Origin of the sequence: Pandoraea sp. XJJ-1, from assembly GCF_026802345.1 — a bacterium.
Lineage (GTDB): Bacteria > Pseudomonadota > Gammaproteobacteria > Burkholderiales > Burkholderiaceae > Pandoraea > Pandoraea cepalis.
This window is the reverse complement of record NZ_CP113827.1, coordinates 4,518,509-4,531,056: the sequence shown is the minus strand read 5'-3', so window position 1 is coordinate 4,531,056 and position 12,548 is coordinate 4,518,509. Positions and strand designations below refer to the sequence as shown.

The 12,548-nt window shown below is 64.3% G+C and carries 12 protein-coding genes and 2 tRNA genes; 5 read left to right on the top strand and 9 right to left on the bottom strand.

Translation table 11 applies throughout. From position 1 onward, the window contains the following. Positions 1–83: 83 nt before the first annotated feature. From OYT13_RS20915 to fdxA, 3 genes are all read right to left on the bottom strand, one after another. Positions 84–159 (bottom strand) — tRNA-Asn (locus tag OYT13_RS20915). An 86-nt stretch (positions 160–245) separates the two neighbouring features. Further along, a tRNA-Asn gene (locus OYT13_RS20910) sits at positions 246–321 on the bottom strand. 103 nt (positions 322–424) lie between these two features. Further along, a complete protein-coding gene (gene fdxA, locus OYT13_RS20905; protein WP_017232480.1) occupies positions 425–748 on the bottom strand; it encodes a ferredoxin FdxA in 324 nt (107 codons plus the stop codon). A 262-nt stretch (positions 749–1,010) separates the two neighbouring features. Between fdxA and pncB the strand changes: the two genes are divergently transcribed. From pncB to rmuC, 5 genes are all read left to right on the top strand, one after another. Then, the gene (pncB, locus tag OYT13_RS20900; protein WP_017232481.1) at positions 1,011–2,204 is read left to right on the top strand and encodes a nicotinate phosphoribosyltransferase; all 1,194 of its coding nucleotides are present in this window, start codon (positions 1,011–1,013) and stop codon (positions 2,202–2,204) included. A 190-nt stretch (positions 2,205–2,394) separates the two neighbouring features. Further along, positions 2,395–3,057: a LutC/YkgG family protein gene (locus OYT13_RS20895; RefSeq protein WP_017232482.1), complete on the top strand. Its 663-nt coding sequence runs from the start codon at positions 2,395–2,397 to the stop codon at positions 3,055–3,057. 246 nt (positions 3,058–3,303) lie between these two features. Continuing rightward, entirely contained in the window at positions 3,304–4,722 is a 1,419-nt protein-coding gene (locus OYT13_RS20890; RefSeq protein ID WP_026131691.1) for a sodium:proton antiporter, read from the top strand. A gap of 38 nt (positions 4,723–4,760) precedes the next feature. Beyond that, positions 4,761–5,753, top strand: coding sequence for a 2-hydroxyacid dehydrogenase (locus OYT13_RS20885; protein ID WP_026131692.1), 993 nt, complete (start codon positions 4,761–4,763; stop codon positions 5,751–5,753). A gap of 87 nt (positions 5,754–5,840) precedes the next feature. Next, complete coding sequence (gene rmuC, locus OYT13_RS20880) at positions 5,841–7,295, top strand: DNA recombination protein RmuC (protein ID WP_017232485.1); 1,455 nt, start codon at positions 5,841–5,843, stop codon at positions 7,293–7,295. A 120-nt stretch (positions 7,296–7,415) separates the two neighbouring features. Here rmuC and OYT13_RS20875 read toward each other — a convergent pair whose 3' ends face one another. From OYT13_RS20875 to moaA, 6 genes are all read right to left on the bottom strand, one after another. Further along, positions 7,416–7,922 (bottom strand): GNAT family N-acetyltransferase, encoded by a 507-nt coding sequence (locus OYT13_RS20875; protein ID WP_017232486.1) that lies wholly within the window; start codon positions 7,920–7,922, stop codon positions 7,416–7,418. Between the two features lie 24 nt (positions 7,923–7,946). Continuing rightward, positions 7,947–8,231 (bottom strand): hypothetical protein, encoded by a 285-nt coding sequence (locus OYT13_RS20870; RefSeq protein WP_017232487.1) that lies wholly within the window; start codon positions 8,229–8,231, stop codon positions 7,947–7,949. 103 nt (positions 8,232–8,334) lie between these two features. Continuing rightward, positions 8,335–9,618, bottom strand: coding sequence for a molybdopterin molybdotransferase MoeA (gene moeA, locus OYT13_RS20865; protein WP_017232488.1), 1,284 nt, complete (start codon positions 9,616–9,618; stop codon positions 8,335–8,337). A gap of 86 nt (positions 9,619–9,704) precedes the next feature. Beyond that, a complete protein-coding gene (gene mobA, locus OYT13_RS20860; RefSeq protein ID WP_051060075.1) occupies positions 9,705–10,352 on the bottom strand; it encodes a molybdenum cofactor guanylyltransferase MobA in 648 nt (215 codons plus the stop codon). Positions 10,353–10,392: 40 nt separating this feature from the next. Next, positions 10,393–11,277 carry a hypothetical protein gene (locus OYT13_RS20855; RefSeq protein WP_268566875.1) on the bottom strand — a complete coding sequence of 295 codons (885 nt, stop codon included), beginning with the start codon at positions 11,275–11,277 and terminating at the stop codon, positions 10,393–10,395. Positions 11,278–11,344: 67 nt separating this feature from the next. Beyond that, positions 11,345–12,472 carry a GTP 3',8-cyclase MoaA gene (moaA, locus tag OYT13_RS20850; protein WP_017232491.1) on the bottom strand — a complete coding sequence of 376 codons (1,128 nt, stop codon included), beginning with the start codon at positions 12,470–12,472 and terminating at the stop codon, positions 11,345–11,347. Between the last annotated feature and the right edge of the window lie 76 nt (positions 12,473–12,548).

Here is a 12,548-nt window from a genome sequence, read left to right as displayed (position 1 = left end):
CGGCGGGAGGGGGTGTTCGATCGATGCTGCGGGCGCCACCGAAAACAAAAAAGCCTCGCCGATCGGCGAGGCTTTCTGCGTTTTGGCTCCTCGACCTGGGCTCGAACCAGGGACCTACGGATTAACAGTCCGGCGCTCTACCAACTGAGCTATCGAGGATCAAACTTGGGTGCCGCACGCCGCTGTCACGGCGCATCGACTAAAACAAAAGCCTCGCGAGCGCGAGGCCATCGCTTTGAAATGCTTGGCTCCCCGACCTGGGCTCGAACCAGGGACCTACGGATTAACAGTCCGGCGCTCTACCAACTGAGCTATCGGGGATCAAAAGAGAAAGAGATTATAGGGGCGGCGTTCGCACACTGTCAACACCGGGTGCGCATTTTTCTGCGCGTGGCGCGCGACGTCCGCCCAAGTCGCCCGAGGCTTAGCGCTCGAGCAAATGAAGCTTTTCGGTGACGTCCTTCCACTGATCCGCGTCGGGCAGGGACGGCTTGGTCTTGGTGATGCTCGGCCAGTTCGGGGACAGTTCCACGTTCAAGGCGATGAAGGCTTGCTGGTCGCCCGGCACGTCTTCTTCGGCATAAATGGCGTTCACCGGGCACTCGGCCACGCAGACGGCGCAATCGATGCACTCGTCCGGATCGATGGACAGGAAGTTCGGGCCTTCGCGGAAGCAGTCCACGGGGCAGACGTCCACGCAATCGGTGTATTTACATTTGATGCAGCTTTCGGTGACAACGTGCGTCATGCCAACAACTCCAGAGTAGGGCGCGAAACGGCTTCGAACGGCCGTTAAAGGCGTTATTGTAACGCAGCCAGGGGCGGCAGGTGCGAGAGCCGAAGCGCTTCGCGCGCACGCCGCGGCGTCACCCGGTGCCCGGCGCGGACGTCATGCGTGACACCGCTTTGCGGTACGATGTCTGCTCTTCCCGCGCGCCGCGTCGTGGCTGTCTTGCCGATCGGCAGCGTGCGCTGCTTTCTGTTGCGTGTTCCTCGCGAAGTCTGTCGTCATGATCATCACGTCGCTGCTCGATACCGATCTCTACAAGTTCACGATGATGCAAGTGGTGCTGCATCATTTTCCCGCAGCGCAAGTCGAATACCGCTTCAAGTGTCGCACCGAAGGTGTGGACCTCACGCCGTATGTCGACGAGATTCGCGACGAGATCCGCCTGCTGTGCGGGCTGCGTTTTACCGAGTCCGAACTTCGTTACCTCGGTGCGATGCGCTTCATCAAGAGCGATTTCATCGACTTTCTCGACCTGTTCCATCTGAACGAGAAGTACATCACGGTGCAGCCCTCGCCAAAGGGCAACGGCGAGATCGACATCACGATTCGCGGGCCGTGGCTGCATACGATCCTCTTCGAGATCCCGGTGCTCGCCATCGTCAACGAAGTGTATTTCCGCAACACACAGCGCAAGCCCGCCTACGACGAAGGCCGTCAGCGGCTCAAGGACAAGATCGGCATGCTGGCGGGCCGCGTCGATTATCGCGACTGCAAGATCGCCGATTACGGTACGCGACGCCGCTTCTCGAAGGAGTGGCACGAGGAAGTGATTCTCACGCTGCGCGACGAACTGGGCGAACAGTTCGCGGGCACGAGCAACGTGTACTACGCGCTCAAGCTCGGGCTCACGCCGCTCGGCACGATGGCCCATGAGTACCTTCAGGCCTGTCAGGCGCTCGGGCCGCGTCTGCGCGACTCACAGATCTTCGGCTTCGAGACGTGGGCGAAGGAGTATCGCGGCGACCTAGGCATCGCGCTGTCCGACGTCTACGGTATGTCCGCCTTTCTGCGTGACTTCGATATGTATTTCTGCAAGCTGTTCGACGGTGCCCGTCATGATTCCGGCGATCCGTTCGTCTGGGGTGAGCGCCTGCTGGCGCACTACGCAGAGAATCGCGTCGACGCGCATACGAAAACCATGATCTTCTCGGACGGCCTCGATATTCCGAAGGTCCTGCAGCTTTTCGAGCGGTTCCGCGACCGTTGCAAGCTCGCCTTCGGCGTGGGAACGAACCTCACCAACGATCTGGGCTATCAGCCGTTGCAGATCGTCATCAAGATGGTGCGCTGCAACGGTCAGCCGGTGGCGAAGCTCTCGGACTCGCCGGGCAAGAATATGTGCGACGACGATGCTTATCTGGCGTATCTGCGTCAGGTATTCGAGATCGCGCCGGCGTCAGCGGCCGGCGTGTGACGTTCGATGCCTGCCGCCTGGTCCGAGCGTCGCGCCAGAGCATTCCGATAGTGCGCGAACGTGCGTCGCGCCCGCAAGGGCAGCCGTTATAATTGCGCATCGCCCGCCGAACTTGCAACGGTGGCCTTTCGAGAGACGATAAGCGACGACGTTGGCCGCACACCGGCACGTCGGCTTCACAGGACAGCCCATGGATACCTCCGACGCCCGCAATCGCATCTTTGCCCGCATCCGCAATGCTCAGCATCGTCCCGATGCCGCGCGCGCGAACGAGCAGGCGGCGGCAGAGGACTACCTGGCACGGCATCCGCAGGGACCGCGTCCGGCCATGTCGGACGATCTCGTCGCCACGTTCATCGACAAGGCGCAGGCGCTCTCGACGACGATCGCGCGCGTGCCGGGCATGAGCGACGTGCCGCCCGCGGCCGCGACGTATCTGCAGGCCAACGGCCTCACGGACCAGGCGGTGGCGTGGCCGACCTTGCGCGAACTCGATTGGGCGAATGCGGGGTGTCGCGTGGAATTCCGCAAGCCGCAGGGCGACGATCTGGTCGGCATCACCGGTTGCTTCTGCGCCATCGCTGAAACCGGCGCGTTGATGATGATGTCGGGCCCCGAGACATTTGCGTCGGCCACCCTGTTGCCCGAAACGCATATCGCGGTTGTGCCCGCGTCGCGCATCGTCGCCGGCCACGAGGACGGCTTCGCGCTCATGCGTAGCGAGCGCGGTCAACTCTCTCGGGCCACGAACTTCATTGCGGGCCCGTCGCGGACGGCCGACATCGAACAGACGCTGGTGCTGGGCGCCCACGGTCCCTACCGAGTGCATCTCATCATCGTCGACGGTGCCTGAGGCACGACGCCGTCGCATCGGCCCGCGACCGCGGGCCAACACCCAATGACTCCTTGCACCAGCGCGAATGTCGATACGCGATGGGGGGAAGGCTTTCGAGAATCGCCCGCCCGCTTCGGTATTTGATCCGCCGGGCCGTGCGGGACCTTGGTTTGAGATATTTCCCAAGGTTGCGCCATTTCGGGCACTCCTGCTTTGCGGGCGACTCGTACATCGTCGACGATCAATCAATAGGAACCAAGAACAATGCATAAGGGGATAGGGCGCATATTGGGAGCGGCGGGGCTGGCATTGGCAAGCCCCGCGGCGTTTGCTGCCGGGCCGGACGGCGCACAACTCGTCGCCTGGTGGGGCGTGCCGTTTGCCGGACTGCTGCTCTCGATCGCGATTGGGCCGCTGCTGGCGCCGGCGTTCTGGCATCACCATTTCGGCAAGATCGCGGCGTTCTGGGGCGCGGCATTCCTGGTGCCATTCGCATTGGTGTTCGGCGTGGGCGCGGCCTGGTATGGCGCTGTGCATGCCGTTGTCGCGGAGTACATACCGTTTGTCGTTCTGCTTACGGCGCTGTTCACCGCGGCCGGCGGCATCTGCGTGCATGGCAACCTGCGCGGCGGGCCGTGGCTCAACACCGGGCTGCTGACGCTGGGCACCGTGCTGGCCAGCATCATGGGCACGACGGGCGCGGCGATGCTGCTGATCCGTCCGCTTATCCGCGCAAACGACAACCGCAAACACAACGTGCACGTCGTCGTGTTCTTTATCTTCCTTGTGGCGAACGCCGGAGGCTCGCTGACGCCGCTGGGCGATCCGCCGCTGTTCCTTGGCTTCCTGCAAGGGGTCGACTTCTTTTGGACGACCGCGCACATCTGGCCTGAGACGCTGTTCATCTGCGCGGTGCTGCTGGTGCTGTTCTTCCTGATCGATAGCTACTACTTCCGGCAGAAGAGCGAGCCTCTGATCGAGGCAATGGATCCGACGCCGCATTCCGCGCCGCTGCGACTCGAAGGCAAGCGCAACTTCGTGCTGCTTGCCGCTGCCGTGGGGCTCGTGCTGATGAGCGGGGTCTGGAAGCCGGGCGTCGAGTTCGACATCTTCGGTACACCGGTCGCGTTGCAGAACCTCGCGCGCGACGTCGGGCTGATCGTGGTGACGTTGATGTCGCTGGCGATCACGCCGCGCACGGCGCGCGAGGGTAACGACTTCAATTGGGCGCCGATGAAGGAGGTCGCCAAGCTGTTCGCCGGTATCTTCCTGACCATCATCCCGGTGGTTGCCATTCTGCGAGCGGGGGAAGCCGGCGCGCTTGGCTGGGTCATTCGTCTTGTCACGGGGCCGGGCGGTGCGCCGGACAACGTCATGTATTTCTGGGCGACGGGCCTGCTCTCGTCGTTCCTCGACAATGCGCCGACGTATCTCGTGTTCTTCAATACCGCTGGTGGCGATGCCGCAACGCTGATGACCACCGGTGCGGCAACGCTCGCGGCGATTTCGGCCGGTGCGGTGTTCATGGGCGCGAACACCTACATCGGTAACGCGCCGAACTTCATGGTGAAAGCCATCGCGGAGCAACGCGGCATTCGCATGCCGAGCTTTTTTGGCTATATGCTGTGGTCGGGCGCGATTCTGCTGCCGCTGTTCGTATTGACGACCCTGATATTCTTCTGAGCCGCGATGGTGTGACGCGGTCAACCTTTGCGAGACAACTGGTGAAACCGAAGATCCTGGTAGCCCGAGCCATTTTTCCCGACGTGATCGAGCGTCTGGCGCAGTATTTCGAGGTCGAGCGCAACGACGCCGATACCGTGTATTCGAGCGACGAATTGCGCGCACGTCTGGCCGACAAGGCCGGCGCGATCACCACGGCGAGCGAGCGCATCGACGCATCGGTGCTCGCCGGTGCGCCACAGCTGCGTGTGGTGGCCAATATGGCCGTGGGTTACAACAACTTCGATATCGAGGCGATGACCGCCGCTGGCGTCATGGCGACGAACACGCCCGACGTGCTCAACGAGACGACGGCCGACTTCGGCTGGGCGCTGTTGATGGCGACGGCCCGTCGCGTGACCGAGTCCGAGCGGTGGTTGCGCGAAGGGCATTGGGATAAGTGGGCCTACGATATGTTTCTCGGCGCCGACGTGCATGGCAGCACGCTGGGCATCATTGGCATGGGCCGTATCGGACAGGCGATTGCGCGCCGCGCAATGGGCTTCAACATGCGTGTTGTGTACCACAATCGGTCGCGTCTCGATGCGGCAACGGAAGCGGCATGCCAGGCAAGCTTCGTCGACAAGGATACGCTGCTGCGCACGGCGGATCACGTCATCCTCGTGCTGCCTTACTCGGCCGCAACGCATCACACGGTGGGTACCGCCGAGTTGGCCCTCATGAAGCCGACGGCAACGCTGGTCAATCTGGCGCGCGGTGGCATTGTCGATGACGCGGCGCTCGCGGCCGCCCTTGCGGGCCGGCAGATTGCCGCTGCGGGCCTCGACGTCTTCGAGGGCGAGCCGAAGGTGCATCCCGATTTGCTCAAGGTGCCGAATGTCGTGCTGACGCCGCATATCGCGAGTGCCTCGGTGGCGACGCGTCGCGGCATGGCAAGTCTGGCGGCCGACAATCTGATTGCGGCGTTGGGATTCGGGGCGGCGGCGGGCAAGCCGCCGTGCCTGCTGAACCCGGCGGCGCGCCGGTCGTAGCGGCACCCTGCAGGCATCGGCAGGTATGGGCCGGCATCGGCAGCAGGATCGAAGGGCATCAACGGGAGTCGCAACGCGATGGTAGAGATGGGGTGGGTGGCGCTGGCAGCGCTGAACTTGTTGGTGATGATCGCGATTGCGGTGAAGGTCTGGCAGCGCGGCGGCGATTCGACGTTGCGCGAGACGCTCGTCGACGCGCTGGCCCATGTCCGCGATGATTTGCTTCAGGCGGCCGATCGCAGCGAGCGTGGCCTGCGCCAGGAGTTCGCGGAAACGGCGCGTGCCGCACGCGGCGAGCAAAGCGCGCAGATGGCGCAGTTCCAGCAGACGCTGGCCGCGCAGATGACGAGCGTGGCGACGGTGCAGAACAACCAGATCGACGCGTTTGCACAACAGTTGGCGAAGCTTACCGAAACGAATGCTGCCCAGCTCGATGCGGTGCGTCAGAGCCTGGTGCTCAACGGACAGCAGATGCGCGAAGAGCAGGCGTCGACGTTGCGCCGCTTCGGTGAGGCGCAGCATGAACAACTCACACAATTGGCCGAGGGCAACGAGCGGCGCCTGGCCGAAGTGCGTGCCACACTCGAACAGAAGCTCAAGGACATCGAGGTCAACAACGCGGCGAAGCTCGAAGAAATGCGCCGCACCGTCGACGAAAAGCTCCATGCCACGCTCGAGCAGCGACTCGGCGAGTCGTTCAAGCTGGTCTCGGACCGGCTGGAGCAGGTGCATCGCGGCCTGGGCGAGATGCAGACGCTCGCCGCTGGCGTGGGCGATCTCAAGCGCGTGCTGACCAATGTGAAGACGCGAGGCATCTGGGGGGAAGTGCAATTACAGGCGTTGCTTGAGCAACTGCTGACGCCCGACCAGTTCGCCAAGAACGTTGCGACCAAGCCGGGCAGTGCCGAGCGGGTGGAGTTCGCGATTGCGCTGCCGGGACAGAACGGCGACAGCAACACGCCGGTCTGGCTGCCGATCGACGCCAAATTCCCGCGTGAGGATTACGAGCGCCTGCTCGACGCGCAGGAGCGTGCCGATTTGGCGGCAGTGGAAGAGGCATCGAAGGCGCTGGAGACACGCATCCGCCTGGAAGCGAAGTCCATCGCGGACAAGTATCTCGCACCGCCGCACACGACCGACTTCGCGCTGTTGTTCCTGCCGACGGAAGGGCTTTACGCCGAAGTGCTGCGGCGTCCGGGACTCTCGGATCTGTTGCAGCGCGACTATCGCGTGACCGTGGCGGGTCCGACAACGTTGACCGCGCTGCTCAACAGCCTGCAGATGGGCTTCCGAACGCTCGCGATCGAACGCCGTTCCAGTGAGGTCTGGCAGGTGCTCGGCGCGGTGAAAACGGAGTTCACCAAGTTCGGTGATGTGCTCGCGAAGACCAAGGCGCAACTGGAGACGGTGACCCGTTCGATCGACAGGGCCGAGGTGCGCACGCGCGCGATGGCGCGTCAGCTCAAGTCCGTGGAAGCCTTGCCCGGTGAACAGGCGGTCGAACTGCTCGGTGTGGAGATGGAGGCCGACGACGAGACGTGAGCGCCCGGTAGGGCGAGTCGCGCGGAGGCGCCTGCGGACGCGGGACGTTCAAGACGCGCCTGACAGTCCCGGCATGGATGACGTTCGCAGCGTTCCCGAATTTCCCAATCCGTGGCGTGCTCAGAACGCTCGGGGCGCTGGGGGTTCGCCGCGATTGGCGAACCGCTCGAGTGCTTCGCCTGTCATGCGCACCACGCGCCAGTCGGGCAGCACCGTCGCGCCTTGCGAGGTGTAGAAGTCGATCGCCGGCTGATTCCAGTCGAGCACGGTCCACTCGAAGCGTCCGCAACCTCGTTCGACGGCGATGCCGGCCAATTGACGCATGAGCGCCTGTCCTACGCCCTTGCCGCGCATCGACGGCTGTACGTAGACGTCTTCAAGGTACAGGCCGCGCCGTCCGAGGAACGTCGAGAAGTTGTGGAAGTACAGCGCGTAGCCGACCGCCTCGCCATCCCACTTCGCCATCAGGCATTCAGCTGCCGGCGCGGGCCCGAACAGTGCCTCGTGCACGCTCTGCGGCGTTGCTTCGAAAATATCCAACAACTTTTCATAGACGGCCAGTTCTCGCATCAGGCCGTAAATCGCGCCGACGTCGTCGGCCTTGGCGGTACACAGGGTCAAGGACATGGGGCAGGGAAATCCGTGTGAAGGTCAGCACTCTTCGTCGGGGATGTCGCTCAGGGCAACTTCGATGCCGCCGAAGCGCTCCGCCACCCAGTTGTAGGCATGGCAGGCGACCCAGAGCAGCACAAAACCGACGATGGCATTCAGGACCAGCGCGGAAATGAAGGCGAGACCCGGGAGTTCGCCGTAGCGGTAGAACGCTGCGAGGAAGGCCAGAAGCACCATCGGAATACTGAAAGTGAGATAGACCAGCACCAGCGCTTTGGCCGTCTGGCCAGGACTGATATACGTGATTTGCTTTTTTGTTGTCATTGACGTGTGCTTTCGGTTGGGTGCTGACATCGTCGAAGCGCCGACGCCGGCAATATATCGCAATTTCGCTGCTTCGCTTTAGGGGGGATTCGAGAGACTCGCGCTAAACCAATCCGTCGAACGCGATGACGTCGACCAATTCGCCCGCCGCGACATCGCCGCGAGCGGTGTCCAGCGTGACGAAGCAGTTCGCTTCGCTCATCGTGCGCAGAATGCCGGCGCTTTGTGCATCGGCCACCGTCACCTGCCAGCGGCCTTGCGCGTCGGCGGCGAGAATGCCGCGCAGGAATTCGGTCCGGCCGGGACGCTTGGCAATGGCCGTGGTCGTCGGCACCGGCAGGTTAGGCGTAACTTGCGGTTCGGCGCCCATCAGCGCGAACAGCCCGTCTCGAACCAGGTGGTAGAACGACGCCATCACGGCGGCCGGGTTGCCCGGCAAGCCGAAGAGCAGCGCGCGATGGCCGTCGGTCTCGAGTTCGCCGAAGGCGAACGGTCGGCCCGGGCGCATCGCCATCTTCCAGAAGACGACATTGCCCAGGCGCGTCATCATCTCACGGGTGAAATCGGCCTCGCCAACGGAGACGCCCCCCGACGTGATGACGGCGTCGGCGTCGCGGCAAGCGGTGCGCAGGGTGTCCTCGATCGCTTGCGGGTCGTCGCGCACGACGCCCAGGTCGAGCACCTCGGCACCCAGACGTTGCAGCATGCCGAACAGCGTGTAGCGGTTGCTGTCGTAGAGATTGCCCGGCGCGAGTGGTTCGCCCACCGAGCGGAGTTCGTCGCCCGTCGAGAAGAACGCGACGCGAATGCGGCGGCGCACCGGCACTTCGCCAATCCCCAGTGAGGCGAGCAGGCCGAGCGCGGCCGGGCGAATCCGCTTGCCCGCATGCAGCGCCGTGTGGCCGGCGGCCAGATCCTCGCCAACGTGACGCACGTGGCGTCCGGGCGTGACGGCGTTGGCCGCAAAGGTGACGATGTCGGTATCGCCTTCGCGCCGCACCTGTTCCTGGGGGACGACGGTGTCGCAGCCGGCGGGCAGCAAGGCGCCGGTCATGATGCGCACGCATTCGCCGGGCGCGGCCACGCCGTCGAACGGATGGCCAGCGAACGAGCGGCCGGCCACGCGCAGGCGCACGTCGCCCCCGGCGGCCAGTACGCTGCCGGCGAAGGCATAGCCGTCCATGGCGGCATTCTCGAAAGCGGGAACGTCGAGCGGCGACGTGACGTCGCGACCCAGCACACGGCCCAGCGCGCTGCGCACGGCGACCTGCTCGATGGCGGACACCGGACGCGCGGTGCGCGCAATGATGGCGCGCGCCGATTCGACCGTCATATGGTTGGGGTCGTAGTCCGGCAAGCCGGCCAGGGCTTCGTCAAGTGTAGTCATGGTGTGGCGTCGTCATCCGGCAAGTCCCCGGCATGAATCCCGTCAATGCGGTGGCGACAGATCGGGCCGCGTCGGTGTCCGCAATGTCAGGGCGCGCGCGGCGTGTCGGACGTATCGGGCCTATTGGAGGTATCGGGTTGGAGGTCGTCCAGCGTGTTGACATTGTAAAACGGACGCTCGTCGCCGAAGTGAACTTGTACGGCCTTGTGGCGTGCCAGCCACGCCCTGACGCGATGTTCGCCGGCCGCGAGCGTGGCGGCAAGATCGTCGGCGAGCGTGCGATGCAAGAGGGCGAAGACCGGATGCGGCCCCTGTGGCGTGACGGCATAGGCCGCCAGAGGCGGTGCGGCGGCGTCGGCGCCAGCGGCGCTCAACGCGGCCGCCAGTCGTTCGCCAAGATCCTCGGGGAGGTAGGGTGAGTCGCACGGTGCGGTGAGGAGGTAGTCCGAGCGCGTGGCGCGCAGGCCGGCCAACATGCCGGCGAGCGGGCCAGCGAAGTCCGGCGTCGCGTCGCACACGACTGGCTCGCCGAACGCGGCATAGGCATCGTGATGTCGATTGGCGCTAATCAGCAACGTCGCGACCTGTGGCCGCATTCGTTCGAGGACGTGCTCGACCAGCGTTCGGCCGGCGAATCGTTGCAAGCCTTTGTCGCGTCCGCCCATGCGTTGGCCTCGCCCCCCTGCGAGGACCAGGCCGGTCATGGCGCTACGAAGAATCGGCGCGGTAGTCATGGCGGCAGAATTCCAGGGCGATGGGCGGGCGGCGAACCGGTCAGGACCGATTGAGCGCGATGACGCGCCCGGACGCATCGAACCAGACGGCGCCGTTGCCCAGCATCACGCCCTGATCGCGCGCGAACATCAGGCGCGGCACGGCCGCGCCGATGGTGCGCACATAACCGTCGGTGAATATCTCGTTGTAGCGCGCGAGCAGCGATTTCGGGTTCCGAAGCATCATCGTCTTGCCGCGCAACGACACGCGCAACGGATAGCGAATCGATTGCGCAACGACGTCGCGCCGGTCGTCGAGAACCCCCTTGCGGAACTGCATGGCCGCACGATTGACCGTTTCGTCGTCGTCCACGCCGGCAACGCCGTAGAGGTGATCGAGCTTACCGTTCTGAACGCCGGCGAGCGCCAGCTCGAACGGCACCGAGCGCCCATTGCGAAGATCCTTCCATTGACCGGAAATGACCTCGCAGCTGGACGACACACCGCGTTGGCGGTCAACCTCGTCGTTGGCGGCGAAATCGCCGTCGAAGGTCGCTCGCGGCATGCCGCCCGCGTCGAACTCGGTCAGATGCAGACGCGACTTGTTCTCCAGCTTGCCCGTGAGGTACGTGTCGCCCAGCGATGAGGCATTGGCATAACGGCCTTCGAGCTTGCCGCCGAACGACGGACGCAGCACGAGCCGCAACGGATTGCGCTCGCCGAGCTGGCCGGTGTAGGTCATCACACGGTTTGCGACGTCGCGGCCGGCGGGGTCGCAATCGGCACGCGCCATCGCGGGCGCGAGGGCGGCCGACAACAGGGTCAGAGCGCTCAGGCTGACGGCGACGAAGCGTCGGGCCGCAAGGCGAGCGCGCGGGGGCGAGACACGCCGGGAAATCTTCAGGGAGTCTCGGACACAATGGGCGTCCGGGGCGTCAAAAATCATGAGTCGAGTGAGAGTTCGATATTACGAAAGCGTGCGGACGAGCGGACAGGCACCGTGCCCGGTCCGTTCAACCGCCGATGTAGGACATCTCCACTTTCGGAGGGGCGTTTTCGGGCAGGCCAGTCGCCGCCGTGCGCAAGGCGGAGTAACGGTCGGTGCGACCCTGCCAGATGTCGCCGATGACGGTCGAGATCTGCGCGTCGCTCGCGCCGTTGCGTAGCAGCGTGCGCAGGTCGTAACCGGCGCTCGCGAACAGGCATAGATACAACTTGCCTTCCGTAGACAGGCGTGCGCGCGAACAAGTGCCGCAAAAAGCGCGCGTGACCGATGAAATGACACCGACTTCGCCGCCACCGTCGCGATACTGCCAACGCTGGGCCGTCTCGCCGGGATAGTTCGGCTCGAGCGCCTCGAGCGGCAAGGCCTCGTTCAGCCGGGCGATGACGTCGGCCGACGGCAGCACTTCGTCCATCCGCCAGCCGTTCGACGTGCCGACGTCCATGTACTCGATGAACCGCAACATCACGCCGCTGCCGTGAAAATGCCGCGCCATGGGCACGATGTCGCCATCGTTGGTGCCGCGTTTGACGACCATGTTGACCTTGACCGGGCCCAGACCGACGCGTTGGGCTTGCGCAATGCCTTCCAGCACTGTGTCGACCGGAAAGTCGACATCGTTCATCTGCCGGAAAATCGTATCGTCGAGGCTATCCAGGCTGACCGTCACGCGCGTGAGCCCGGCATCCTTGAGCGATTGCGCCCGGCGCGCCAGCAGCGACCCGTTGGTGGTGAGCGTGATGTCGAGCGGTTTGCCCGACGGTGTGCGCAGGCGGGCGAGCATCTCGATCAGACGCTCGATGTGCTTGCGCAACAGCGGCTCGCCCCCCGTGAGGCGCAGCTTCTCCACGCCATGGTCGACGAACAGGCGCGCGGCCCGCTCGATTTCTTCGAACGACAGCAGGGAGGATTGCGGGAGGAATGCATAGTCCTTGCCGAACACGTCCTTCGGCATGCAGTAGACACAACGGAAGTTGCAACGATCCGTCACCGAGATTCGCAGGTCGTGCAGTGGCCGCGCCAGCGCATCTTCGAGATGGCCGGTGGCAGCGCGCACTTGCGCGGGCGCTTGCGGGGAATACGTCGCATAACGCGCGTCGCTACGCAGATCGGTAAGTCGGATGATCGTTTCGGTCATGGTAGGGCCTTGGCTTGCGTCTCCATTCTAACGAATTGGCCTGTTGGCCGCCGACGCCGACGAACTAAGCATCGGA

What these genes read in the sequence shown, in the direction of transcription:
- fdxA (WP_017232480.1), bottom strand. Translation starts at nt 748, where the DNA reads ATGACGCACGTTGTCACCGAAAGCTGCATCAAATGTAAATACACCGAT.
- pncB (WP_017232481.1), top strand. Translation starts at nt 1,011, where the DNA reads ATGATCATCACGTCGCTGCTCGATACCGATCTCTACAAGTTCACGATG.
- OYT13_RS20895 (WP_017232482.1), top strand. Translation starts at nt 2,395, where the DNA reads ATGGATACCTCCGACGCCCGCAATCGCATCTTTGCCCGCATCCGCAAT.
- OYT13_RS20890 (WP_026131691.1), top strand. Translation starts at nt 3,304, where the DNA reads ATGCATAAGGGGATAGGGCGCATATTGGGAGCGGCGGGGCTGGCATTG.
- rmuC (WP_017232485.1), top strand. Translation starts at nt 5,841, where the DNA reads ATGGGGTGGGTGGCGCTGGCAGCGCTGAACTTGTTGGTGATGATCGCG.
- OYT13_RS20875 (WP_017232486.1), bottom strand. Translation starts at nt 7,922, where the DNA reads ATGTCCTTGACCCTGTGTACCGCCAAGGCCGACGACGTCGGCGCGATT.
- OYT13_RS20870 (WP_017232487.1), bottom strand. Translation starts at nt 8,231, where the DNA reads ATGACAACAAAAAAGCAAATCACGTATATCAGTCCTGGCCAGACGGCC.
- moeA (WP_017232488.1), bottom strand. Translation starts at nt 9,618, where the DNA reads ATGACTACACTTGACGAAGCCCTGGCCGGCTTGCCGGACTACGACCCC.
- mobA (WP_051060075.1), bottom strand. Translation starts at nt 10,352, where the DNA reads ATGACTACCGCGCCGATTCTTCGTAGCGCCATGACCGGCCTGGTCCTC.
- OYT13_RS20855 (WP_268566875.1), bottom strand. Translation starts at nt 11,277, where the DNA reads ATGATTTTTGACGCCCCGGACGCCCATTGTGTCCGAGACTCCCTGAAG.
- moaA (WP_017232491.1), bottom strand. Translation starts at nt 12,472, where the DNA reads ATGACCGAAACGATCATCCGACTTACCGATCTGCGTAGCGACGCGCGT.